14 protein-coding genes are annotated in these 22,835 nt (G+C 58.6%); 2 read left to right on the top strand and 12 right to left on the bottom strand.

From position 1 onward, the window contains the following. Nucleotides 1–172: 172 nt before the first annotated feature. Together ileS and IC231_RS00405 are read right to left on the bottom strand one after the other, a co-directional pair. Nucleotides 173–3,661: an isoleucine--tRNA ligase gene (gene ileS, locus IC231_RS00410; RefSeq protein ID WP_190782664.1), complete on the bottom strand. Its 3,489-nt coding sequence runs from the start codon at nucleotides 3,659–3,661 to the stop codon at nucleotides 173–175. A 143-nt stretch (nucleotides 3,662–3,804) separates the two neighbouring features. Next, the gene (locus IC231_RS00405; protein WP_190782663.1) at nucleotides 3,805–6,243 is read right to left on the bottom strand and encodes an efflux RND transporter permease subunit; all 2,439 of its coding nucleotides are present in this window, start codon (nucleotides 6,241–6,243) and stop codon (nucleotides 3,805–3,807) included. Between the two features lie 466 nt (nucleotides 6,244–6,709). Between IC231_RS00405 and IC231_RS00400 the strand changes: the two genes are divergently transcribed. Next, on the top strand, nucleotides 6,710–6,889 hold the full coding sequence (locus IC231_RS00400) for a hypothetical protein (protein WP_190782662.1): 180 nt from the start codon (nucleotides 6,710–6,712) through the stop codon (nucleotides 6,887–6,889). A 75-nt stretch (nucleotides 6,890–6,964) separates the two neighbouring features. Here the strand turns inward: IC231_RS00400 and IC231_RS00395 are convergent, their stop codons facing one another. After that, nucleotides 6,965–10,198: a DUF7948 domain-containing protein gene (locus IC231_RS00395; RefSeq protein ID WP_190782661.1), complete on the bottom strand. Its 3,234-nt coding sequence runs from the start codon at nucleotides 10,196–10,198 to the stop codon at nucleotides 6,965–6,967. A gap of 192 nt (nucleotides 10,199–10,390) precedes the next feature. Then, nucleotides 10,391–11,914, bottom strand: coding sequence for a glycine--tRNA ligase (locus IC231_RS00390; RefSeq protein WP_190782660.1), 1,524 nt, complete (start codon nucleotides 11,912–11,914; stop codon nucleotides 10,391–10,393). A 291-nt stretch (nucleotides 11,915–12,205) separates the two neighbouring features. Here IC231_RS00390 and IC231_RS00385 point away from each other — a divergent pair, with 291 nt between their 5' ends. Then, nucleotides 12,206–13,609, top strand: a complete 1,404-nt coding sequence (locus IC231_RS00385; protein ID WP_190782659.1) for an inorganic phosphate transporter — start codon at nucleotides 12,206–12,208, stop codon at nucleotides 13,607–13,609. Nucleotides 13,610–13,824: 215 nt separating this feature from the next. Here IC231_RS00385 and IC231_RS00380 read toward each other — a convergent pair whose 3' ends face one another. The 8 genes from IC231_RS00380 to ybeY all read right to left on the bottom strand — a co-directional run bounded on the left by IC231_RS00380 (nucleotide 13,825) and on the right by ybeY (nucleotide 22,829). Continuing rightward, the gene (locus IC231_RS00380; protein ID WP_185888202.1) at nucleotides 13,825–14,310 is read right to left on the bottom strand and encodes a hypothetical protein; all 486 of its coding nucleotides are present in this window, start codon (nucleotides 14,308–14,310) and stop codon (nucleotides 13,825–13,827) included. A gap of 53 nt (nucleotides 14,311–14,363) precedes the next feature. Beyond that, nucleotides 14,364–14,855, bottom strand: a complete 492-nt coding sequence (locus IC231_RS00375; protein WP_190782658.1) for a DUF4385 domain-containing protein — start codon at nucleotides 14,853–14,855, stop codon at nucleotides 14,364–14,366. 965 nt (nucleotides 14,856–15,820) lie between these two features. Then, nucleotides 15,821–17,440 (bottom strand): Ig-like domain-containing domain, encoded by a 1,620-nt coding sequence (locus tag IC231_RS00370; protein ID WP_190782657.1) that lies wholly within the window; start codon nucleotides 17,438–17,440, stop codon nucleotides 15,821–15,823. Further along, nucleotides 17,424–17,783, bottom strand: coding sequence for a hypothetical protein (locus tag IC231_RS00365; RefSeq protein WP_190782656.1), 360 nt, complete (start codon nucleotides 17,781–17,783; stop codon nucleotides 17,424–17,426). Before IC231_RS00365 ends, IC231_RS00370 begins: the two co-directional genes overlap by 17 nt. 4 nt (nucleotides 17,784–17,787) lie before the next feature. After that, on the bottom strand, nucleotides 17,788–18,756 hold the full coding sequence (locus tag IC231_RS00360) for a class I SAM-dependent methyltransferase (RefSeq protein ID WP_211538793.1): 969 nt from the start codon (nucleotides 18,754–18,756) through the stop codon (nucleotides 17,788–17,790). A 512-nt stretch (nucleotides 18,757–19,268) separates the two neighbouring features. Beyond that, nucleotides 19,269–21,137: a tRNA uridine-5-carboxymethylaminomethyl(34) synthesis enzyme MnmG gene (mnmG, locus tag IC231_RS00355; RefSeq protein ID WP_190782655.1), complete on the bottom strand. Its 1,869-nt coding sequence runs from the start codon at nucleotides 21,135–21,137 to the stop codon at nucleotides 19,269–19,271. A 261-nt stretch (nucleotides 21,138–21,398) separates the two neighbouring features. After that, the gene (locus IC231_RS00350; RefSeq protein ID WP_190782654.1) at nucleotides 21,399–22,127 is read right to left on the bottom strand and encodes a GNAT family N-acetyltransferase; all 729 of its coding nucleotides are present in this window, start codon (nucleotides 22,125–22,127) and stop codon (nucleotides 21,399–21,401) included. 216 nt (nucleotides 22,128–22,343) lie between these two features. Then, nucleotides 22,344–22,829: an rRNA maturation RNase YbeY gene (gene ybeY / locus IC231_RS00345; RefSeq protein ID WP_190782653.1), complete on the bottom strand. Its 486-nt coding sequence runs from the start codon at nucleotides 22,827–22,829 to the stop codon at nucleotides 22,344–22,346. Nucleotides 22,830–22,835: the final 6 nt, after the last annotated feature.

Below are 22,835 nucleotides of genomic sequence, written 5' to 3'. Positions count from 1 at the left end.
TGACGAAGATTTTTAGACTTGGCTGCTGGGTGGCAGACCGCTGCTTCGGACCGGTGGTATATGTTTGGAAGGGCGGTTTGTGCCGTTTTGGGCGGAATAAAGATCCTTCGAAAACTCTTTGTGCGCCGGTGTGCCAACCGCCGTTTCTGAGGCGGCGGTTGGCTCCTGAGGCTTAGGCAGTTGCCACGTTCAATAACACGGGCACAGAAAACTCGTCAAATTCCAGTACCGAGCCGCCGCTGATTTCCGGCGCGAAATCCAGGGCCAGGGCCTGCACTTCCTCGCGGATATAGCTGCCGAAACTTTGCACGGCGGCTTCCAATTCAGGCTGCTGGCCCAGCGTCACCCGGATTTTGTCCTGCACTTCCAGGCCGCTGTCTTTGCGCAGGTTCTGGAGACGGTTCACCAGCTCGCGGGCCACGCCTTCCTGGCGCAGCTCGTCGGTCAGGGTCACGTCGAGGGCCACCGTGAGGGGGCCGTCGGTGGCGACCAGCCAGCCGGGCAGGTCCTGGGTACGGATTTCCACGTCGTCGGGGGCCAGGGTGTAGGCTTCGCCGTCGATTTCCACGGCCAGCTGACCGGTTTTTTCGAGGGTGCTGATTTCCTCGGCGCTCATCTGCTGGATGCGGGCCCCTACGGCTTTCAATTTGGCGCCGTATTGCTGGCCCAGGCGCTTAAAGTTGGGCTTCACCGACTTCACCAGCACGCCGCTGGCATCGTCGAGGAACTCCACGTGCTTCACGTTCACCTCGGCGCAGATCAGGTCTTCCACCAGCGCTACCTGAGCGCGGGTGGACTCGTTGAATACCGGCACCAGGATGCGCTGGAGCGGCTGGCGCACCTTCAGCACCGACTTTTTGCGGAGCGAGTGCGTGAGCGAAGAAATGCGCTGAGCCAGCTCCATACGCTCTTCCAAAGCCTTGTCAATGCGGGCCTCATCGGCTTCCACCAACAGTGTCAAATGCACCGATTCGGCAGCCAGCGGGGTGTTGCGCTCAATGGCTTCGGCGCGCATGCCGTTGGTCATGTTCTGGTAGAGCCACTCGGCGAAGAAGGGCGCAATCGGGGCCATCAGCTGCGACACTACCACCAGGCATTCCTGCAGGGTTTCGTAGGCGGCGCGCTTGTCGGCGGTCAGCTCGCCCTTCCAAAAGCGGCGGCGCGAGAGGCGCACGTGCCAGTTGGAGAGCTGGTCGGTCACGAAATCCTGGATGGCGCGGGCGGCCTTCGTGGGGTCGTAGCTGTCGTAGTGGCCGCGCACTTCCAGAATCAGCGACTGAAGCTTGCTCAGAATCCAGCGGTCCAGCTCGCTCAGCTCGGCGTGCGGCGTGCGGTCGAATTCGCGGGCCTGGAAGCCGTCGAGGTTGGCGTAGAGGGCGTAGAACGAGTAGGTGTTGAAGAGCGTGCCGAAGAAGCGGCGCTGCACCTCCGTGATGCCCGCCACGTCGAACTTGAGGTTGTCCCAGGGCTGGGCATTGGCAATCATGTACCAGCGCGTGGCGTCGGGGCCGAACTGCTGGATGGTGGCAAACGGGTCCACGGCGTTGCCGAGGCGCTTGCTCATCTTGTTGCCATTCTTGTCCAGCACCAACCCGTTGGCCATCACGTTTTTGTAGGCCACCGAGTCCTCCAACATCACGGCCAGCGCGTGCAGGGTGAAGAACCAGCCGCGGGTCTGGTCCACGCCTTCGGCAATGAAATCGGCGGGGAAGTTCTTCTGGAACTGCCCTTCGTTTTCAATCGGATAGTGCCACTGGGCGTAGGGCATAGCGCCGCTATCAAACCACACGTCGATGAGGTCGGTTTCGCGGTACATGGGCTGGCCCGAGGGCGACACCAGGAAGATGTCGTCCACGTAGGGCCGGTGCAGGTCGATTTTGGCGGTTTGGTCCGTCGAGCCGTTGGCCATCACCCAGTTACCATCTACCAGCTGGTAGGGGTTCTGGGTCATGACTTCAGCGGCCACGGCCTTCTCGATTTCGGCGTTCAGCTGCTCGATTGAGCCGATGCAGATTTCCTCCGAGCCGTCCTGGGTGCGCCAGATGGGCAGGGGTGTGCCCCAGTAGCGCGAGCGGCTCAGGTTCCAGTCGACCAGGTTTTCCAGCCAGTTGCCGAAGCGGCCGGTGCCGGTGCTGGCGGGCTGCCAGTTGATGGTTTTGTTGAGCTCGATGAGCCGGTCTTTCACCGCCGTGGTTTTGATAAACCAGGAGTCAAGCGGGTAGTAGAGCACGGGCTTGTCGGTGCGCCAGCAGTGCGGGTAGGTGTGCTCGTACTTCTCCACTTTGAAGGCCGTGCCGTCGCCTTTCATACGGATGGCAATGCTTTCGTCGAGGGTTTTGTAGTCGGCGCCCGACTCGTCGTGGCCGTCGTAGTTTTTCACCCAGCGGCCGCCGAATTCGCCCATCTGGGCCACGTAGCGGCCCGTCCGGTCCACGATGGGGCCGAGCTTGCCTTCTTCGTCGGCTACCAGCAAAGCGGGCACGCCGGCCAGCTGGGCAGCCCGGAAGTCGTCGGCGCCAAACGTGGGCGAGATGTGCACGATGCCGGTACCATCTTCAGTGGTTACGAAGTCACCGGGAATCACGCGGAAGGCGTTTTCCTCGTTTTCAAACGCCGGGAAGCCTTTTTCGTGACCGAAGAGACGTTCGTAGTTGATGCCCACGAGGTCGGCACCTTTGAAGGTGCTTTCGATGCGCCAAGGCAACACTTTGTCCCCAGCTTTAAAGTCTTCCAGCGAAGCATCTTTCCCTTTTTCCGAGAAGTACTTGCCTACCAGCGCTTCGGCCAATACCACTCGAATCGGCGTGTAGGTGTATGGGTTAAAAGTGCGCACCAATACGTAGCTGATATTCTTACCCACGGCCAAGCCTGTATTTGCGGGTAACGTCCAGGGCGTAGTCGTCCAGGCCAGAATGTACACGTCCGGCTCCAAGGCATTGTCGCCGTAGAGGGCCGCCAGGGGCACTTCATCAAGCTGCACGTTGCCGAACAACGGCTCCGACTTCTCGTCGCGCTTCACCTTGAACTGCGCCACCACGGTGGTGTCCTTCACGTCGCGGTAGGTGCCGGGCTGGTTCAGCTCGTGGGAGCTCAGGCCGGTACCGGCGGCCGGGGAGTACGGCTGGATGGTGTAGCCTTTGTAGAGCAGGCCCTTGTCGTAGAGCTTCTTGAGCAGGGCCCAGCAGCTCTCGATGTACTCGGGTTCGAAGGTGATGTAGGGGTCGTCGAGGTCCACCCAGTAGCCCATTTTCTCGGTGAGGTCGTCCCACTGGGCTTTGAAGCGCATGACAGTCTCCCGGCAGCGCTGGTTATACTCCTCGATGCTGATTTTCTTGCCGATATCCTCCTTCGTGATGCCAAGCTCCTTTTCTACCTGCAGCTCGATGGGCAGGCCGTGGGTATCCCAGCCGCCTTTGCGGTGCACCTGCTTGCCCAGCAGCGTCTGGTAGCGGCAGAAGATGTCCTTCACCGTCCGGGCCATCACGTGGTGAATACCGGGGGCGCCGTTGGCCGAGGGCGGGCCTTCGTAAAACACGAACGTGGGCTGCCCTTCGCGGGTGCTCACGCTTTTCTCAAAGATGCCGTTCTGCTTCCACCACGCCAGGATATCGGTGCCGACCTGGCCGTAGTTGAGCGGCTGCTTGAATTCGGGGTAGTTCATTTGTGGGGAGGGTCGTTGTATCAGAACGTCATGCTGAGCTGGCCGAAGCATCTCTACCTCAGACTAACTCAGTCGTGAGAACGAAGCGGTAGAGATGCTTCGGCAAGCTCAGCATGACGGTGGAATTGAGTGGTAAAGGCTTGTTAACCGTTCAGTTTTGGCTGCATCTGCATGCGGCTTAGGTTCAGCTCCAGGTCGTCGTCTTCCTCGTGGTAGTTGTCGTCATAATGCTTGATGCCCGACTGGTCGATGACGTCCTCGTCCTTACCGTGCTCGAAGGTAACCAGCAGGCAGGGCAGCAGAATCAGGTTGGAGAAGTTGGTAATGAGCAGGCTGGCCGACATGAGCAGCCCCAGCGCCTTGGTGCCACCAAACTCCGAGAAAGCAAACACCAGAAACCCCAAAAACAGCACAATGCTGGTGTAAATCATGCTGGTACCGGCCTCCGAAAGCGTAGTACTGATGGCGGCCTTCACCCGGCGGCCGTTGGCGGCCATTTCCTGCCGAAACTTCGCCAGCAAATGGATAGAGTTGTCGCCATCAATGCCCAGCGCGATACTGAAAATGAGGGCCGTACTGGGCTTGAGCGGAATATCAAAGTAGCCCATAATACCGCCTGTGAGCAGCAGCGTGAAGAAGTTGGGCAGCAGCGTGAAGAACACCGCCCGGATGCTGCGGAACAGAATCAGGACGACTGCCCCCACCAACAGAAACGCGTGCAGTAAGCTCGATTTGAGCGTGCCAATCAGAAACTCGTTGCCTTTAGTGAAAATGATGGTGGTGCCCGTCAGCTTCACATCGGTGCCCGTACCGTTGAAAATCTTGTTAATCTCGGGCCGGATGCGGTTGTTGATCAGCGTATCAAGGTTGTGCGAGCCGATATCAGCAATTTTGAGCGAGATGCGCGCCTTCTGCATGGTGCTGTCGGTGAAGGAGCGCAGCAGCTTGCTCGTCAGCTGCCCTTCGCTGCCTTCCGTGGACTGCGAGCGGGCCAGGTAGCTGAACACGTAGTTCTTCTCGTCGTTGTCGGGCAGGCGGTAGTACTGCGGGTCGCCGTTGTAGAACGCCTGCGTGGAAGCCTTTAGAAACGTCACGACGCTAACCGGTGACGTAAGCACGGGCTGGGTGCGCAGGTAGTTTTCCAGCCGGTCTATCCGCTCCAGATTCTTGAGTTTGAGCAGGCCTTTGGGCTTGCCCGTATCCACCACCAGCTCCAGCGGCATCACGCCGTTGAAGTGCTGCTCGAAGAATTTCAGGTCCGAGTTTACCGACGAATCTTTGGGCAAATCGTCCACCATGTAGCTCACTGAGCGCACTTTGCTTACTCCAACCGAAGCCAGCACGGCCAGCGCCAGCGCCGTGAGGTAGACGGTCCGGCGGCGCTCCAGCACCACGTAGTCGAAAAACTCAAGCAGCTTCATGAGCGGCTTGGCTTCCAGGTGCTCCAGCTGCTTGGGAGTGGGCGGCGGCAGAATGGTAAACACAATCGGCATCAGGATGAACGATACCGCAAAGGCCACGAAGATGTTGAGCGTAGCCACCGCCCCAAACTGGAACAGAATGGCAATGTTGGTGAAGCAGAATACCACGAAGCCGATGGCCGTGGTCGTGTTGTTCATGAGCGTTACGAGGCCGATTTTGCGCACTACCCGCGCCATAGCCAGTACCTGGTTGCCGGATTTGCGGTAGTCGTAGTGGTAGCGGCTGAGCAGGTAGGTGCAGTTCGGGATGCCGATAACGATGATAATACTCGGTATCAGGCCCGTAAGCAGGTTGATTTTGTAGCCCAGCAGCACCATGCTCCCGATGCACCACGTCACCACAATCAGCACAATCAGCAGCGGAAACACCACCGCCGACCACGTGCGGAAGAACATGAGCAGCGTGAGGGCCATCATCCCGATGGTCAGGCCCACGAACAGCTTCATTTCCGAAGCTACTTTGGTGGTCATGGTGGCCCGCACGTAGGGCAGGCCGGCGTAGTGCATTTTGATGCCGGTCTTCTTCTGAAACCGCTCGGCATGGCCCAGGATTTCCTGCATCACGCCTTCGCGCTTGCTGGAATTCAGGAACTTAGGGTCCATGGTAAGCGCCAGCAACGTGGCCCCGGTAGTAGGCGAAATCAGCTGGCCTTTGTAGAATTCCTGCGCATTCACTACCCGCATCAGCGAGTCGAGTTCGGGCTGCGTCTGCGGGAAGTTGCGGAAGATAGGCACCGCCCGGAACGTCTGGGTGGCTGTGTCCTTTTCCAGCTTGGGCAGCCGCGTAACGCCCAGAATGCCGCTCACGCCCTGCACTTTGCTGAGCGTATCGGTAAGAGCACGCAGCTCGTTGAAGTTGCCAAGCCGGTAGACAGAGCTGTCCTGCATGCCCAGCACCAGCACGTTGCCATCCTCGCCGAAGGTCTGCTTGAACTTCTGGAAGTACACCATGTCGGGGTCGTCGGGCGACACCACCTGGGCGAAGTCGTAGGTCATTTCGACTTTGCGGGCTTCCCAAGCCATGAACACGGTGATGGCCGCCAGCAGTCCAATCAGGAGTCGGCGGTTCTTGATGACAAACAGGGCGAGGTTTCTCCACATAGGCTGCTAAAATGCAGCAAAGGTACGCAACCCGCCGCAGGTAAGGCGCTGTGAGGCACAAACCTGCTACCTGCCCGGCAGAGCGCTAAGCCGCTATTTTTTGGAAAAGCGGAAATATTTAACAGAATATAGACAACTCACAATGCTAAAATCAGCGTAAACAGCCGAAATTCAAGCACTTGGCAAAATACAAAATTGTGTTTTAGTCCAGATATAGTAGAAATTTTTCTGGTTAATCTATGAATCTATTCCACACGCCCGAAGTGTCGCTGACGTACCATCCGACCTCCGAAATTCTGCAGCTGAGCTACAATGCTACCCAGCTTTCCGTTTCGTTCGGCATGGCGTACCAACAGGCGCTGGAACAGATGGTGGAACACAATGTGGGCAAGCTACTGCTGGATCTGAAGCGGAACGCCCCCCTACCGATGATGAGTTTGAGCAGTTGCTGCCACCGTTGGCCAGCGTGCTGCCAGCTTACGAGACGCGGCCTCTGTTTATTGCGGCTGTCGTGTCGGAGGGGCAGTATCAGTACCAGATTGGCAATTCACTGGCCGCCAGTGCCACTACGCTCCCACCGGCCCATGTGGAGTTCAACTATTTCACCTCGCGCCGTGAAGCGGCCGACTGGCTCGGCAACAGCTAGCTGCCGCATATGACAACAAAAAGCCCCTGAACAATGCGTTCAGGGGCTTTTTGTTGGATGGAAGAATCAGGAGAGCTAGCGGACTACTTCCACCCAGCCTTTCCAGGTTTCGCCGGTGCTGCTTTCCAGCAGGTAGTAGTACACGCCACCGGGCACGTTGCTTTTGCCCCAGCCATCGGTGTAGTTGCTCTGCTCGAATACCTTTTTGCCCCAGCGGTTGAAAATCTGAATGTTCACCGGCTGGAAGGTCAGGAATGGGCGGAAGGTGTCGTTTTTGCCGTCGCCGTTCGGCGTAATGACGTTGGGCTTCTGGATGCCCCGCACCAATACGGTCAGCGTCCGGACTTCCTCACAGCCGCCATCGGGGCCGTATTTGGCCGTCAGGCGCACTTGGTAAGTAGTCCCGTTTGGCTCGGCCGAGGTGTAGGAATGCGTGGCCGAAGCGCCGGTGCCGGTGGTACCGTCGCCGAAGTCCCAGGTGTAGCTGCTCACAGTGCCCCCCGTAGCGGAAGCCGTAAACGTGACGGGCGCACCTACCACTTCGTTAGGCGTGCTGGCAATAGCCGTTACCTGCGGGCGCGGAGACACGTTCACGATAACCGTATCGGTGCCGGTGCAGTTGTTGATGTTGCTGGCCGTTACGACGTAGAAGGTGGTGGCCGCAGGCGAGGCCACTACCGTCCGGCCGGTAGTGGTATTCAGGCCCAGTGGCGGGAACCAGGAGTACGTAACGCCCGGACCGGCATCGGGCACCGACAGCGTTACGGAACCGCCGCCGCAGATGGTTTTATCGGGGCCGGCCGCCGCGCGAGGCAGGCCATAGACCACAATGGTATCAGTGGCCGTGGCGCTCTGCACGCAGTTGGATGGGTCCGTAACCGTCAGGCGCACGATGTAGCGGCCGGGCGTGGTATAAACGGTGTTTACGATGGGTGTCGCGCTGCTGGAGGTCTGGCCATTGCCAAAGTTCCAGGTGGTGGAAGTCCCACTAACGGAAGGCCGGGTGAAGAACACCGTGAGCGGCGCACAACCCGTCCGGAGTCGTGAGCCACCGGGAATATTAGACGGCGTGAACGTGGCATCCAGCTGCAGCACGTCAATTTTGAAGGCGGCATTGTTCCAGCTGGAGCTGTTGGTGGCCGACCAGCCGTTGGGCGTTGTTGGCAGAGTAGTGGAGCCGCTTCCCACGCACATCGACTGGTAGATGATGCCCTTTTTATCAAAGCGCGAGGTGCCGCCGTCTACGTGGCAGCTGCCGTTGCCGAAATAGGTGCCGTACACAAGCCCGCCAGCATTGGCCGAGAGCTGCATGATATAGAAGTAGCCAAAGTCGCCCGACGAGCCCGTGGAGCTCGTTTGAATAGCGTTAGGCGTGATGGGCATGTTGGCAATGTTGCCGCCGAAGCCGGACAGCAGAATCTGACCGCAGTTATCAACCAGGAAAGCCGTGGGCGAAATATTGGAATTGCCCGTGCTGCCATTTCCTATTACCGTCGAAAACAGCGTAGAAGTAAGAGTCCGGTTGAGCTTGTGAATGAACTGCGGGCTGCCCGGGTTGGAATAGACCCCGGTAGTCACTGGGTACGTCCCGTCCGTCTGGCCAAACAGGTATACATCCCCCTGCCGGTCCAGCTGCAGGAAATAAGCCTGGTCGTAAGCCGTTGTGCCGATGTAGGAGGCCTGGAACAGGTCGTTGCCGGCGGAGGAAAGCCGGGCCACAAAGCCGTCGGCGCTGCCGCCCCGGTACTGCGGGTGCAGGCCGCCAATGGTGCCGGGGAAGTTGGTGCTGGTGGTGCCACCGCTCACAAACACGGTGCCCGTGCTGTCTACCTGCACCGAGTAGGCGGCGTCTTCGCCGGAACCACCCAGAAACGTGCTCCAGGTCAGGCCGGTCAGGCCGGAGTTGAATTTGGCAACTACGGCATCCGAAGCGCCGCTTTTCGTCGTCTGAAAGCCATTAACAGCCGGGAAGTTGGTAGAAGCCGTCAGGGTGGCCAGGTAGATGTTGCCCTGCGGATCGGTAGTCACGTCGCCGCGGTAGGTGTCGTTGTAGTTGTTGTCGAGCGAGCTGGTAACCTGCCCATCGACGCCGCTTCCGCCGAAGAAAGTGGAAGCCAGCAGCTGCGTACCCGTCGGGTTCAGCTTCGAAACCACGATATCGGCCCCGGAGTTGAAAGTCCTGTCGTAAGCCCCCGTGGTAGTAGGAAAGTCCGAGGAGCTCGTGGTGCCGAGAATAACAAGGTTGCCAGCCGGATCCACCACCATGCTGTGCGGGTGGTCGTCGGAGGCACCGCCTACGTAGGTGGCATACACGCGCGACGCAGCCCGGGTAGTAGCGGTGGGGTTAAACTTCATAATACCGTAGTCCTGGCTGCCGCCAAAGCTGACGTCATAGGCGCCGGTGGTGGTGGGGTAGCCCGTGCCAAACACCACGCCTCCCGCATACAGGTTGCCCTGCGCATCGTAGGTGGCCGTGTAGCCGTAGTTGCTGGCCGAAGAGCCCGAGTAGGAAGAGTACACCAGAATCGGGTCGATGATGAGCGGCTGGGTACGGTTGTAGCCTTTCGGGAAGGCGAAGGACAAGGTATTGTCCTTGCTCAGGGCATACTCACAGGGCACGCCTATTTTCTGCCCATTCACCAGCTGGTAGGCTATGGGGCTTTGCTCCACCACGTTTCCCACCGAAGTGGTAATCTGCAGCGCGCCTTTCACGATGCTCAGCTTCTGCTGGCCTTCGTAGCGCAGCTTTATCAGCTTGGCATCGGCTCCGGGGGCCAGCTCAAAATCGTACTCCAGGTGCTTGTCGTTGGTATAGAACCGCAGGTTGGTACCGGGATAGAGCCCTTGGTAGCGCACCTCCCCAAACGACGGCACATTCGTTGCCCACTTGCTCTGGTCCTTGCCCAGAAAGTAGTTGCTGATTTCGCCGGTTTCGGCCTCTCCCTGCACTGTGGCTTGCTGGTTGGCCCCCACAAACGTCACGGAATACGCGTGGGCCTTTATGCGGTGGTCCTTGCCATCGGGCTTGTGGTGGTGAAGCTCTTCCACGGCTTTTGTGTCGTAGAGCGCCTGCAGCAGACGGCCGCGCTCCAAGAACAGGCGGCCACCAGGCACGTCCGTCGCGAATAGCACGGGCTTGGCCCACTGGTTGCGGTTGGCCACAAACTGCAGCTGGCGGGTTTCGGTAGGCGCAGCCACTTTAGGAGCCACCGATTGGGCTGTAGCCGGCGCAGCGGCCAATAAGCTCAGGGCAGCCAGCACACGCGGCAAACTGAGCGGCCGGCGCTCAGAAGGGGTAGAGAAGGGCATAGAGAAACTATAAAGTGGAAGAAGAAAAAGTCAGACCGAAAAAATATGCGAACCGATAGGGCGCTGATACCGCACCAAAACGCAATAAAATTCTCCGGCCTCAGTAAGCAAGAATCTTACCGAAACCGGAGAATTATTATATCCGATACTAAAAAAATTATTCTACTTCTGCTCTATGCAGCGCGGCGGACTCTACAGGTTTTCGAAAATCCGCGAGAAGCTCACGGCCTCGCCAATGTAGCCGCGCAGCTCCGAAATGGGCATACGGGTCTGCTCGCGCGAGTCGCGGTGGCGCACGGTCACAGTATTGTCTTCCAAGGTCTGGCCGTCTACCACGATGCAGAACGGCGTGCCGATGAGGTCCTGGCGGGTGTAGCGCTTGCCTATGGCGTCGCGCTCCTCCATTATCACGCGGAAGTCGTGGCGCAGGCTGTTGAAGATTTCTTCGGCCTTTTCGGGCATGCCGTCCTTCTTCACCAGGGGGAAAATGGCCGCTTTAATGGGGGCCACGGCCGGGTGCAGCTTCAGGAAGGTGCGCGTTTTGGTCTGCTCCTTTTCGCCTTCGCCTTCCGTAATAGTTTCCTCAGTGTAGGCCTGGCATAGCGTAGCCAGAAATAGGCGGTCGGCGCCCACGGACGTTTCTACCACGAACGGTACGTAGTTGCCGTATGCCTTGCCGGTTTCGGGGTCAATATCGGCATCAAAGTACTGCTGCTTCTTTTTCGATAGGGCCTGATGCTGCATCAAGTCGAAATCGGAGCGGGAGTGGATGCCCTCAATTTCCTTGAAGCCAAACGGGAATTCATACTCGATATCCACGGCGGCCTTGGCGTAGTGGGCCAGCTTGTCGTGGTCGTGAAAGCGGAGCTTGTCGGCGGGCAGGCCCAGCGCCTCGTGCCAGCGGCGGCGCGTGGCTTTCCAGGTATCGTACCACTCGCCTTCGGTGCCGGGGCGCACGAAGAACTGCATTTCCATCTGCTCAAACTCCCGCATGCGGAAGATGAACTGCCGGGCCACAATCTCATTGCGGAAGGCCTTTCCGATCTGGGCAATGCCGAACGGCACCTTCATCCGCGCCGATTTCTGCACGTTCAGGAAGTTCACGAAGATGCCCTGGGCCGTTTCGGGCCGCAGGTAAATCTTGCTGGAGTCTTCGGCCACAGCTCCTACCTGCGTCGAGAACATGAGGTTGAACTGGCGCACATCGGTCCAGTTGCTGGTTTTGGAAACCGGACAGATGATTTTCTCATCAATGATGAGCTGTTTCACGCCAGCCAGGTCTTCGCTGGTGAGCAGGCGGCCCATTTCGGCCAGCAGGGTTTCGGCGCGGGCCAGCTCGTTGTTCTTCTCGTATTCGGCAGCCTTGTCTTCCAGCAGCACATCGGCGCGGTAGCGCTTCTTGCTGTCGAGGTTGTCAATCATGGGGTCCGAGAAGCCGTCGACGTGGCCGGATGCTTTCCAGGTGAGCGGGTGCATGAAGATGGCCGCATCAATGCCCACTACGTTCTGGTTGAGCTGCGTCATGGCCTTCCACCAGAGCTGCTTGAGATTGTTTTTCAGCTCCACGCCGTTGGGCCCGTAGTCATAGACGGCGGCCAGCCCATCGTATATTTCAGAGGAGGGAAATACAAATCCGTATTCCTTGGCGTGCGAAACGATAGTAGCCAGGGTGCCTTCGGTGGTGGCAGCGGGCGCTTTCTGGGGAGTGGTGCTCATGGAAGAATAAGGAATGTAGATGGGAAAACCGGAACACAGCCTCTGGAAGCCGCAACCGAAGCGCCGGACTTCTATGCGCTGCTCTCAGGCTCTCCGTTACTACGATGAAAGGCAAAAGTAGCGCATGCGCGGGCTTGTGCTGCCACTTAACTCAACTTGTTGAATATTCCTGCGTTTAGCGCCTCAATACCGGAGGCGGTGGGCGCTCCGTAACAATTTCATAATCTTGCCCCGCCTCTGGTAGCTCTACCTTTGGATGATGAAAACCGAATACTCACCAATTTCCTTTTTATGTTTGGCTTAGAGCCTCACGTGCTGCTGCTGCTAATTCTCTGTCTGGTAGCGGCCTGCGCGTTCGAATTTGTCAATGGCTTCCACGATACGGCCAACGCCGTAGCGACAGTCATCTACACCAACTCGCTGCGGCCCTGGGTGGCCGTGGTCTGGTCGGCGTTCTGGAACTTCATTGGCGTACTTACCGGTGGCATTGCCGTGGCCATGGGCATCGTGTATCTGCTGCCCGTCGAAAGCCTCGTCGATCAGAACGTGTATCATGGCATTGCCATGGTAGGCGCCCTGATTATTGCGGCCATCATTTGGAATGTGGGCACCTGGTACTACGGACTGCCCTCGTCTTCCTCGCATGCCCTGATTGGGTCTATCCTGGGTGTGGGCATTGCGTTTTCGCTGCTACCCGGTGGCCAGAACGCAGCCGTGAACTGGAGCAAAGCCGGTGAAACCGGTATTGCCCTGCTTGTAGGCCCATTGTTGGGCTTCTCGCTCACCATTGGGCTGATGTTTCTGCTCAAGCGCTTCGTGCGTTCCAAAGCTATTTTCAAGGAGCCGCACAAGCGCAAGCCGCCACCCATCTGGATTCGCCTGATTCTGATTTCTACCTGTACGCTGGTGAGCTTCTTTCACGGCTCCAACGACGGGCAGAAGGGCGTAGGCCTGATTATGCTCATCCTGATTGGTATTGTGCCGGTGCATTTTGCGCTTAACCACAACCTCAACCCGCTGGACATGCGCGACTCGCTGGGCCGGGTAGAGCAGGTGATGCAGAAGCTGAATACCACCGAACTGAGTGCCGCCGACCGGAAGCTGCTCACGGAAGTGCAGGCCCAAACGGCTACGCTGGACCAGATTTTTGCGGGCAAAACCAACGTAAAACAACTGCCGGAGCAGGCTCGGTTCGAAATCCGTAAAGCTATTTTGCTGCTGTATAACCGCGCCAAAAAACTGGTAGCAAGCGAAAGAATTCCTCTCAGCGCCGCCGACCGCAAGACGTACGAGGACAGTATTGCCCAGATGCGCACCTTCACGGACTATGCCCCCTGGCAGGTGTCGCTGATGGTAGCTATTTCGCTGGGCCTGGGCACCATGATAGGCTGGCAGCGCATCGTGAAGACGATAGGTGAGCGTATCGGCAAGGAGCACCTGACCTATGCACAGGGCGCTTCCTCGGAGCTCGTAGCCGCCGTCATGATTGGGGCTACTACCGGGTACGGCCTGCCCTCGTCTACCACGCACGTGCTGTCGTCGGCCATTGCCGGCTCCATGGTAGCCAACCGCGGCATCAAGAATCTGAACCCGCAGATGGTGCGCAACATTGCGCTTGCCTGGGTGCTGACACTGCCCGTCACCATGGCCCTGTCAGGTGGGTTGTTCCTCCTATTCCGAGCCTTCGTAGACTAGTTTAGTGCATCGAATCCTGAACGCAGTATCTTAGCTGAATACAAAAAGCCGCTCTTTTGCAAGAGCGGCTTTTTTTTATGGCTTTGTTTTCCTAGACGCAGAGAATGAGGATAACTCCTGCTCTTCTGTTGCCTTATGCAGCTAAATACGTACCAAATCAGACACTTATCCACTTATCCACAGTAATTTCTGCAGTTTTTGTGGATAACCGTGCGTTAGGCAGGCCACTGCACGTCCAGGTCCTCAGAGATGAAGACGCCGAAATTCACGAATTGCAGCTCATCCTCATCAAAGTAAAGGTCAATCATCTCCTTCTCGTAGGAGATGCGCATTTCGCCGGTATCCATCTTCTCTACTTCGCTGGACTCGTGGCCGTGGCGGCTCATCAGTTCCTGAATCTGCTCCGGTGATTTGCCGTGAATGTTCTCGCCGTAAAGGCGCATGCCGGGGTGGTCGGTTTCGATGCAGCTCAGGCGGAAGTCGTCTTCCCGGTCGAAGTACAGCGAGTAGCCTTCCTCGAGGTAGTTCCAGGCTTGGTGCTCGAACTCGTCATCGTCTTCAGACTCTTCAATTTCTTCAGGCTCCCCCATCAGGGCGCGCACTTGGTCCATGGTAGCTCCAAAGCGCAGGGGGCCCATGCCGGTACCCAGAATGATTTCGTTCTCGTCGGTGCTTGAAGGCGTCGGGGTAGTGGGGGTCATATCTCTGGGGAATGAGGTGATGCTTGGAGAGAGTAAAGGTAGCCAATGCGGGGTCACTTCCCGTAGCGGGCTTCAAATTCGGCACGTTGCCGCAGGTACTCCGGATGCTGCTTAGCCTCATCCCACTTGCGCTTAAAGATGGCTGCAGCCTCCGCTTTCTCGGGGTCTTCAGGAGTGCGAGGCAGCTCGGGGCGGCCGTGAGCTCCGCTCTGGCCTTTTTTATCCGCCGGCACAGGACCATCGTATTTTTTGCCGCCTTGGTGGTTGGCATAGCGCCGGGCCCGCGTGAAGCCCATCTGCAGAAACTTGCGGGCCATATCGGCACCCACAAAATCGTTTGCCTTCAGATAGGCCTCAAATAGCCCGTAAATTGTTTCGGAAGACTCCCGGGCCACAGCCGGGGTCCGGAAGCGCCAGTGGGGTAGAATCTCGCCTTTATAAGGCTGTACCAGTAGCACGCCCTGCTCACCTTTGCCCACGCGGTACAACTCGGGGTGCTGGCGCAAGTTGAGAGAACGGAAATCCTGGTTGTAGTTGAATGGCATACGAAGCGGGAGAGGCGCACGCTGTGTACGCCAAATTGGTCCGCAGGATGGCCGCACTGTTTCGCTAGCTTTTCCGGAGTACCTGCGGCGCTTTGCTTTTTGCGGCGCCTCTTTTTTTTTGAGGCCTGACTTGTCCACAGGGTTAATAACTTTTTAAAAGAAGAAATTTTAAGAAATCTTTTTAATCTCTGTCGTTAGGGCTGTTTATAAGTGGACAATCCGAAAGAGTAATCCACAGGGCTGATAACTTGTGTACAGCTCTTGGTTTATGCACCGTCTATCAACAGGGTATGTTGATAGTAAAGTAATGTATAAGAGATAGTTAAATAGGTTTTTCACAATCCACATAGCTTATCCACTAATCCACAATTCACAGCATAGGGGCTATGTGGATTGTGGTGAAAACGGGTGTGGATTGTCCACGTGTATCCACACGCTGTGGACAGAGAAAAGGGGGTGCGGCAGCCCGGAGAATCCCAAAAAAACTTATCCTATTTTTCTCCACGGGTTATCCCCAGGTTGTGGCAGTATTATCCACAGATTAAGCCCATTGGCCAACTAAGAGTGGAAAAACCTGTGGAATAGGTGTGGAAAGATGCCTAAAACCCTTCTCAGTAACCGGAAACCGCTCATCAGGAATGTGGAAAGCCGTGAAAACTGCGCCTGCGGCCTCTGTTCTCTGGTGTATGGCGTAGCCGGATAGGAATCCGTGGAACATGGTGTGCAGCTTAAAACAGCCGTTGCAGCCCGTATTCGTGGATTTTGGTTCGAGTAAGTAGCTTTCAAAAATGTTCCACGGCCCTGGACTCGTCCCTTTGAAGGCAGAAACCAAAACACAATCAGAGGAAGAAAGCATGAGTAGCTCTAGGCGGACACTCTACTAGAGGCCGCAGACTACAGCGCAGCAAAAAGCCCTGCGACCACCGAATACGGTAATGGCAGGGCTTCTTGCGAAGAACGTTTAGCTAAAATGCGAGGCGTAGATCTTCTACTTCCCAGTTGGCGCGCACTTGCACCGGCTGGGGCAGCAGATATACCGGCTCAGGAGGCAGCAACAACTTAGGATCGGCACCCCGCCAGCGGCCATCGGCATCGGCATCAATCAGGACCCGGATGGTGTAGGCGCCTGGGGCCATCCGGTCGAAGCGGAAGGTGGCGCGGGGGCTGTTTAGAGTGGCGACGATGGTACCCTGCGCATCAAGCAGCTGTACATCGTAGCGTTTGTACTTGGTTTGAATGGTACCTGCCAGACTGCCCGTTCCGGATTGTTCCGTGACACGCAGCCGCAACGGTTTTGCGGCCAGCCGCTGCCCCGATATGGTGGTGAGGTTGACTGTATCGAGGCGCAGCGTGAGGCTGGATTTGGCCTTGGTATTGAGCTGTACCGTCAGGCGCGACCGGTCGGGGTTCAGGGTGCCATCAGTACCGAGCACCAGCGGCCGGCGGGCCGTGGAGTCTTCCTGCAGAGTTGCGAAGGACTTGCCCGCAGCAATGCGGACAGGCTCCGTGAAGATGTAGCGGACTTCACCCTGCCGGTACACTTCGCGCGGATTGCCTTCTACCGAATAGATAGGTGGGCGGCGACTTGGGGCAGTTCCCTGAAACTTCACGTTGATAGTGTCGCGGCCGGTGTTGCCGGCGCTATCGGTGGCAGCCAGCAGGTAGCGGCCTTCCGTGAGAGCTGCAGTCCGGAAAAGCGCGACGGTGCGGCCTGCTTCTGCTAGCTGGATGGTTTCAGACAAGGCCGGCGTAGTTGCGCCGCCCAGGGGGGCCAGCACCGCGGTACGCAACCCTTCGTTGTAGCTGACACGGTATTGAGTAGGAGCTGCCTGCTGCCCGCTCACCAATGGCCGGCGGGCATCGGGGCGTACCAGTTCCAACTGAACCGTATCGGGGCGTGGACCGATGGTGACCGGCTGGGGCAGGTAGGCTATTTTCTCCCCTTCATCGTAGCGGGTGTTCTGGTTTTTATCGGCCAGAGCATAGAGACGGTAACGGCCGGCTTTCAGGTTGCGCAGTTTGTAAGCGCCAGCCTTGTCGGTGCGGGCCAGATAATAGGGTTTGCCCTTGCGCAAGGCTGCCGTATCAGCTTCCGGATAGAGGAGTACCGCGGCGGCATCAGCCGGTTTCTGGGTCAGCAGGTCGCGGACGGTGCCCTGTACCGCGCCCGAGTCCAGTACGGCCCCGGTACTGAAACTCACCGTGGCCTCGGCTGCGGGCAGGCTCTCCGTAATATCGGAAATAGAGGTGCCGAAGTTGAACGAGTACGTGGTGTTTTCCTCGAGCGGTTTCTCAAACAGCAGCGTTATGGCGTTGCGCTCCTCGCGTACCTTGTACTTGTTGTCTTCGGCAATGGTGGGCGCAATGATGAGGTTCTTCTGCAGATCCTTCACCTGCACAGGCTCCGAAAACACCAGTCGTATTTCCTGCGTGCGTGCGTTGCGGGCACCATTGGCCGGCGAAGAACTGACCAGCTTAGGCGGCGTCACGTCGCGCGGGCCACCCTGCGGCGAACTGATAGAGGCACAGCCCGCCACACCAGCCGCCACCGAAAACAGGAGAAAAAGATTAGCGCGAGCGGACATTGTAGAGCAGAAGCGTGGAAATAGTCAGCACCGCAATGGCCAGCGCCGTAAACAGCGCTGTTCTGCGGGTTGGCTTGTCCTCATCCACCACAGGGGTAGTGTCAGGAACAAGCGCAGGGCGTTGGGCCAGCGTATCGGGCGCGGCGGCGCGGCGGCTGGTATCTGGCAGCAAGTACGTAGCAACGCCGGAAATAACCGCAGGCGTATGTACGGTGCCATTTGCAGAAGTAGCCGGCATTACGCGCCAACTACTCCCCTCCTCCCCTGTCCCGGCCGTCGGCGCTGGAATCCGCAGCTCGGCGGCCAGCAGTATTCCCAGTATCCAGGTGGCCGGCGTAGGCATAGAATCAGCGTTTGGCCGCTACGTAAATCAGGCTCGAATACTGGCCCTCGTGCTGCGCGGCGTATTGGTTGGACTTGTACCCCGCCTTCAGCACCGACAGCATACCGCCGTTGCGCTCGGCCCGGTGCTTTTCGCTGAGCATGCTCACGTAATACGCATCCAGGGCCATGGGCAGCGTTTCCAGCACCGTGAGCTTGTGCTTTTTGAGCAGCTGCGTCATGGTTTTGGGGCTGAAATGGTAGAGGTGGCGCGGCACATCGTAGGCGGCCCAGTCCTGGCGGTAGTGCTGGGCATCGAGGCTTTCCACGTTCGGCACTGCAATCAGTAGCACGCCATCAGGCTTCAGCAGGCTGATAAGCTGCGTCAGGGTTTCGTTGAGGGTGTGCACATGCTCGAGCACGTGCCAGAGCGTAATGGCATCGAAGGAACCGGGCTGATACGACACCAGGCTTTCGGTACCTACGGGCTGCCCTACCCGCTCGGTGGCCTCTTCGCGGGCGCGGGCGTTGGGCTCCCAGCCCGCTACCTGCCAGCCGTTGCCTTTGGCTGCCGCCAGAAAATGACCGGTGCCGCAACCGTAGTCGAGCAGCTTGCCCTTGCGTGGCGACAAGCGGTTGAGCAGGCCCACCTTGCGGCGCATCGTGAAGAAGCGCGCCACCTTGTAGGCTTGGTTGATGAGCCCGCCCGCCCCACTGTTGTGCGACACATATTCGTCCGACTCGTAGTAGCGGCCGATATGCGCCGCGTCGGGGCGCGGGTTGGTGAACTGGAAAGAGCAGGCCACGCACTGCTGAATGGCGAAACTCTCCTTGCTGACGGACTTATCTTCTACGACCAGCTTGTTGCGAAACTCCGTTTTGCCACAGACCGGGCACTTCTCCAAACGCTCGTAAACCACAGACTCGGATTGATTATACTGATTGGGCCACGACAAGGTGCCGCCGCCCGGCGAAACACGAAGGTACGAAACCAAAGCGGCCACAGAATCACGAAGAAACTGTGGCCGCGGCCTGCATCACAGTAGGCGGTCTGCCTCAGTTCGCTCCGGGCTTCTTACCGCAGGGTTCGGCTGGTTGATAAGTGAGTCCAGGCCGTCAGCATCGAGTCGTATGAGAAGTGAGTCTACACGTTCTGCCTCTATTGCCCCTGGGCTGCCAGGAGGCGGCTCACCTATTGAGGTGCCGAGTCCGTTGAGCACCAGCACCGGGACCAGAGCAACAGCGCAAAGCCCCAAGCCGAGGGTAGCCCACAGCAGCCAGGCCAGGGCCGGGCCCCACCGCCGCTGGAGGAGCCTGCGAACCATAACTACAAGGGCAAGCAACCCTTGTGCTACCAGCAGCAGCCAGCAGCCCGTCAGCCAGAAGTGAGCCTCCGCATACTGGCGGTTAATGAATAGCTCGATAAGCAACCCACATACGACAAGCCCATTCAGCAGACCCGTCCAAAACAAGGAACGGGACCAATAACTGGCTACCGTCCCGGTTTTCACCGCCCCAGATACACCATCAGCACCGACACGTCGGCGGGGCTGACGCCACTGATGCGGCTGGCCTGGCCCAAGGTTTCGGGCTGGATTTTGAGCAGCTTTTCACGGGCTTCGTGCGAGAGGGCCGGCATGGCGGTGTAGTCGAGGCGGCCCTGAATCACGAAGTTTTCCAGCTCCTGCACGCGGGCGGCCTGCTGGTGCTCCTTCTCCAGGTAGGCCTCGTACTTCACCAGAATTTCGGCCTGTTCCAGCGCGTCAGAGCGGTACGGGGCCAGGGCCAGGGTGAGCTCGGGCAGCACGCGGGCTAGGGCCGGCAAATCAATGCCGGGGCGGCGCAGCAGATTCACGGCGCGGGTTTTCTCGCTGATGACGGCCGAGCCGATTTCCGTGAGCCAGGGGTTGATGTCCTGGGGCTCGATGCCGAAATTCTTCAGCAGCTTGGCTACTTCCTTGGTCTGCTGCTCCTTTTCGCGCACCAGCTGCATGCGCTCCTCCGAGGCCAGACCCAGTTCGTAGCCCAGCGGCGTGAGGCGCAGGTCGGCGTTGTCCTGGCGCAGCAGCAGGCGGTGCTCGGCGCGGCTCGTGAACATGCGGTAAGGCTCGTCGGTGCCCTTGTTCACAAGGTCGTCGATGAGCACGCCGATGTAGGCCTCGCTGCGCTTGAGCACGAAGGGTGCCTTGCCGTGCACCTTGTTGTGGGCGTTGATGCCGGCCATCAGGCCCTGGCAGGCGGCCTCCTCGTAGCCCGTGGTGCCGTTGATCTGGCCCGCGAAGTACAGGTTCTGGATCAGCTTGGTCTCCAGGGTGAGCTGGAGCTGGGTCGGCGGGAAGAAGTCGTACTCGATGGCGTAGCCGGGGCGGAACATTTTGGCGTTTTCGAAGCCGGCAATCTTGCGCAGGGCACGGTACTGCACGTCCTCCGGCAACGAAGAGCTAAAGCCGTTCACGTACACTTCCACCGTGCTCCAACCTTCGGGCTCCACAAAAATCTGGTGGCGGTCCTTGTCGGCGAAGCGGTTGATTTTGTCCTCCACCGACGGGCAGTAGCGCGGCCCTAAGCCCTTGATGCGGCCCTGGAACATCGGCGACTTCTCGAAGCCTTCCTTCAGGATTTCGTGAACTTCGGAGTTGGTGTAGGTGATGTAGCACGGGCGCTGGTTGCGCAGCGCGGGCGTGTCGAGGTACGAGAACTTGCTGGGTTCGGCGTCGCCGGCCTGCTCCTCCATCTTGCTGTAATCCAGGCTGCGGCCGTCCACGCGGGGCGGGGTGCCGGTTTTCATGCGGCCGGCCTCGAAGCCCAACTCAATCAGCTGCTCCGTGATGCCGGTGCTCCCCTTCTCGGCCGCCCGGCCGCCGCCAAACTGCTTCTCCCCGATGTGGATGAGGCCGTTCAGGAACGTGCCGTTGGTAAGCACCACCGACTTGCCCCGGAACTCGATGCCGAGCTGGGTTTTTACGCCTACGCACACGCCGTTTTCCACCACGAGGCCCGTAACGGCTTCCTGCCAGAAATCCACGTTGGGCGTCTGCTCCAGCGTCAGGCGCCACTCCTCGGCGAAGCGCATCCGGTCCGACTGCGCCCGAGGGCTCCACATGGCGGGGCCTTTCGAGCGGTTCAGCATCCGGAACTGGATCATGGTTTTGTCGGTGATGATGCCCGACTGGCCGCCCAGCGCGTCCACCTCGCGCACAATCTGGCCCTTGGCCACGCCGCCCATGGCCGGATTGCACGACATCTGCGCGATGGTGTTCATGTTCATCGTCACCAGCAGGACCTTGGAGCCCATGTTGGCAGCCGCGGCGGCAGCCTCGCAGCCGGCGTGCCCGGCTCCTACTACAATGACATCGTACTCTTCTTGCTGAAACATGAATTCGCGGATTTAAGCCAATAGGACGGTCTGAGCGGGAAACTGACGGCGGCTAGCCAATTCGGCTGACCGACGCTACGTTGCGCAGACCGTTTGCAGGAAACAGGTTGCACCGGCGGGAAAGTTCGTGTTACGGTTAAACAGAAAACGCCCGCAGGTGGCAGGCGCTTTGTCAGGGAAACCGTGGCCGAATGCCTCACGCAACACGCTCAAAACGTGCGTAAAGATACGCAGCGCGCCGCGTTTTTGCGCGGCCGGGGCTTACGCCTCGTCGATGGGCGCGAAGTCGTCCTCGTTCCAATCGGCCAGTAGTTCAGTTGCTTGCCGGTTCACTTCGGGCCAGGAAAACGGCAGCCACTGCCCGGTCAGGCAGTCGAACACTTCCGTGGCGGCCGGGCACGGGAACAGCTTGTAGTCGAACTTGGGGTAGTTGTGGACCACGTAGCCGGGATAGTAGTAGTGGTGGCCCAGGGCGCGGGCGTGCTCCAGCTTCAGCAGCATGAGTACTTTGCCGAGGCTGAATTTGCGGTATTCGGGGTGGTAGAAGTTCATGATGCCGGCCAGCGTGCGGGCTCCGTTATCGAAGATGCCGGCCGCTACCAGCCGCGCCCCGTCCCGGATTTCCAGTACCTCGGTGCTGAACACGTTGTGGGTGGAGCCGGCCAGCAGAAAAGCCTCCACGGTAGGTGGCGCATCAAAGGTGATGGAGGCCCGGTAGGCGGCGTACAGCTCCTCCAACTCGGCCGTGAGCCGGAACGGCCGCCGCCGCACCGTAAACCTCTCCGCTAAACGCAGCAGGCGGCGCTGCTCGGGGCCGTAGTGCACGCGGGCCAGTTCCAGCCGTAGCCAGTGTACCGTGTACAGCTCGTTTTCGATGGGTAGAAACCGGCAGGTAAACAGGTCCTGGTGCATCCGGTAGTAACCTTGCCCCAGGTAGTAATCCAGCGCCGGGCCGGGAATAATGCGGATAGGATGCGGGGTAGCGGACATAGTAGGAAGGAGCAATCAGGGCAGTCGGGGATAATGAACGTCATGCTGAGCTTGCCGAAGCATCTCTACCGCTTTGTCCGCATAATTGAGTTAGCCAGAGGTAGAGATGCTTCGGCAAGCTCAGCATGACGTCCTTTTATCAAACGGTAATAGTCCAGTCAACAAAAAACGCCCACCGGATGGCAGGCGTTTTAATGTATTAAAGAACAGCACAGGCTAAAACGTGCGCAGCGAAAGGCAGTCGTCTTCCTTTTTGCGCATGGCAGTCTGGCTGAGCAGGTCCTTATCGGCGTAGCCGAGCAGGTGCAGCACGCCGTGAATCATCACGCGGTGCAGCTCGTCGCGGAACGTGACGCCGTGAGTCACGGCGTTTTCGCGCACCCGGTCCACCGAAATGAAGATGTCGCCCTCGATGATGTCGGCGTCGTCGGCGTTGTCGAAGGTGATGACGTCGGTATAGGTATCGTGGTCGAGGTACTCCACGTTTACCTTGTGCAGGTACTCATCGGAGCAGAAGATGTAGGTGAGCTGCACGATTTCGTACTCGTGCACTTCAGCCACTCGCTCAATCCAAGACGTCAGCTCCTCGGCATCAGCGACTTTGAAGTCGACATCCTCCACCAGAAACTCGATGCCCGTGCCTTCGTCGCGGCCGAAATCATCGTCTTCCTGGTCGTCGTGCTCGGTAGACAGGTCGCTCATGCTGGC

The sequence above is a fragment of the Hymenobacter duratus genome (assembly GCF_014698995.1).
Classification (GTDB): domain Bacteria; phylum Bacteroidota; class Bacteroidia; order Cytophagales; family Hymenobacteraceae; genus Hymenobacter; species Hymenobacter duratus.
Note: the sequence above shows the minus strand (reverse complement) of the source record. Positions and strands in the feature narration are given on the sequence as shown.

Coding starts and splice junctions, on each gene's coding strand:
- ileS (WP_190782664.1), bottom strand. CDS start 3,661: ATGAACTACCCCGAATTCAAGCAGCCGCTCAACTACGGCCAGGTCGGC.
- IC231_RS00405 (WP_190782663.1), bottom strand. CDS start 6,243: ATGTGGAGAAACCTCGCCCTGTTTGTCATCAAGAACCGCCGACTCCTG.
- IC231_RS00395 (WP_190782661.1), bottom strand. CDS start 10,198: ATGCCCTTCTCTACCCCTTCTGAGCGCCGGCCGCTCAGTTTGCCGCGT.
- IC231_RS00390 (WP_190782660.1), bottom strand. CDS start 11,914: ATGAGCACCACTCCCCAGAAAGCGCCCGCTGCCACCACCGAAGGCACC.
- IC231_RS00385 (WP_190782659.1), top strand. CDS start 12,206: ATGTTTGGCTTAGAGCCTCACGTGCTGCTGCTGCTAATTCTCTGTCTG.
- IC231_RS00380 (WP_185888202.1), bottom strand. CDS start 14,310: ATGACCCCCACTACCCCGACGCCTTCAAGCACCGACGAGAACGAAATC.
- IC231_RS00375 (WP_190782658.1), bottom strand. CDS start 14,855: ATGCCATTCAACTACAACCAGGATTTCCGTTCTCTCAACTTGCGCCAG.
- IC231_RS00370 (WP_190782657.1), bottom strand. CDS start 17,440: ATGTCCGCTCGCGCTAATCTTTTTCTCCTGTTTTCGGTGGCGGCTGGT.
- IC231_RS00365 (WP_190782656.1), bottom strand. CDS start 17,783: ATGCCTACGCCGGCCACCTGGATACTGGGAATACTGCTGGCCGCCGAG.
- mnmG (WP_190782655.1), bottom strand. CDS start 21,137: ATGTTTCAGCAAGAAGAGTACGATGTCATTGTAGTAGGAGCCGGGCAC.
- IC231_RS00350 (WP_190782654.1), bottom strand. CDS start 22,127: ATGTCCGCTACCCCGCATCCTATCCGCATTATTCCCGGCCCGGCGCTG.
- ybeY (WP_190782653.1), bottom strand. CDS start 22,829: ATGAGCGACCTGTCTACCGAGCACGACGACCAGGAAGACGATGATTTC.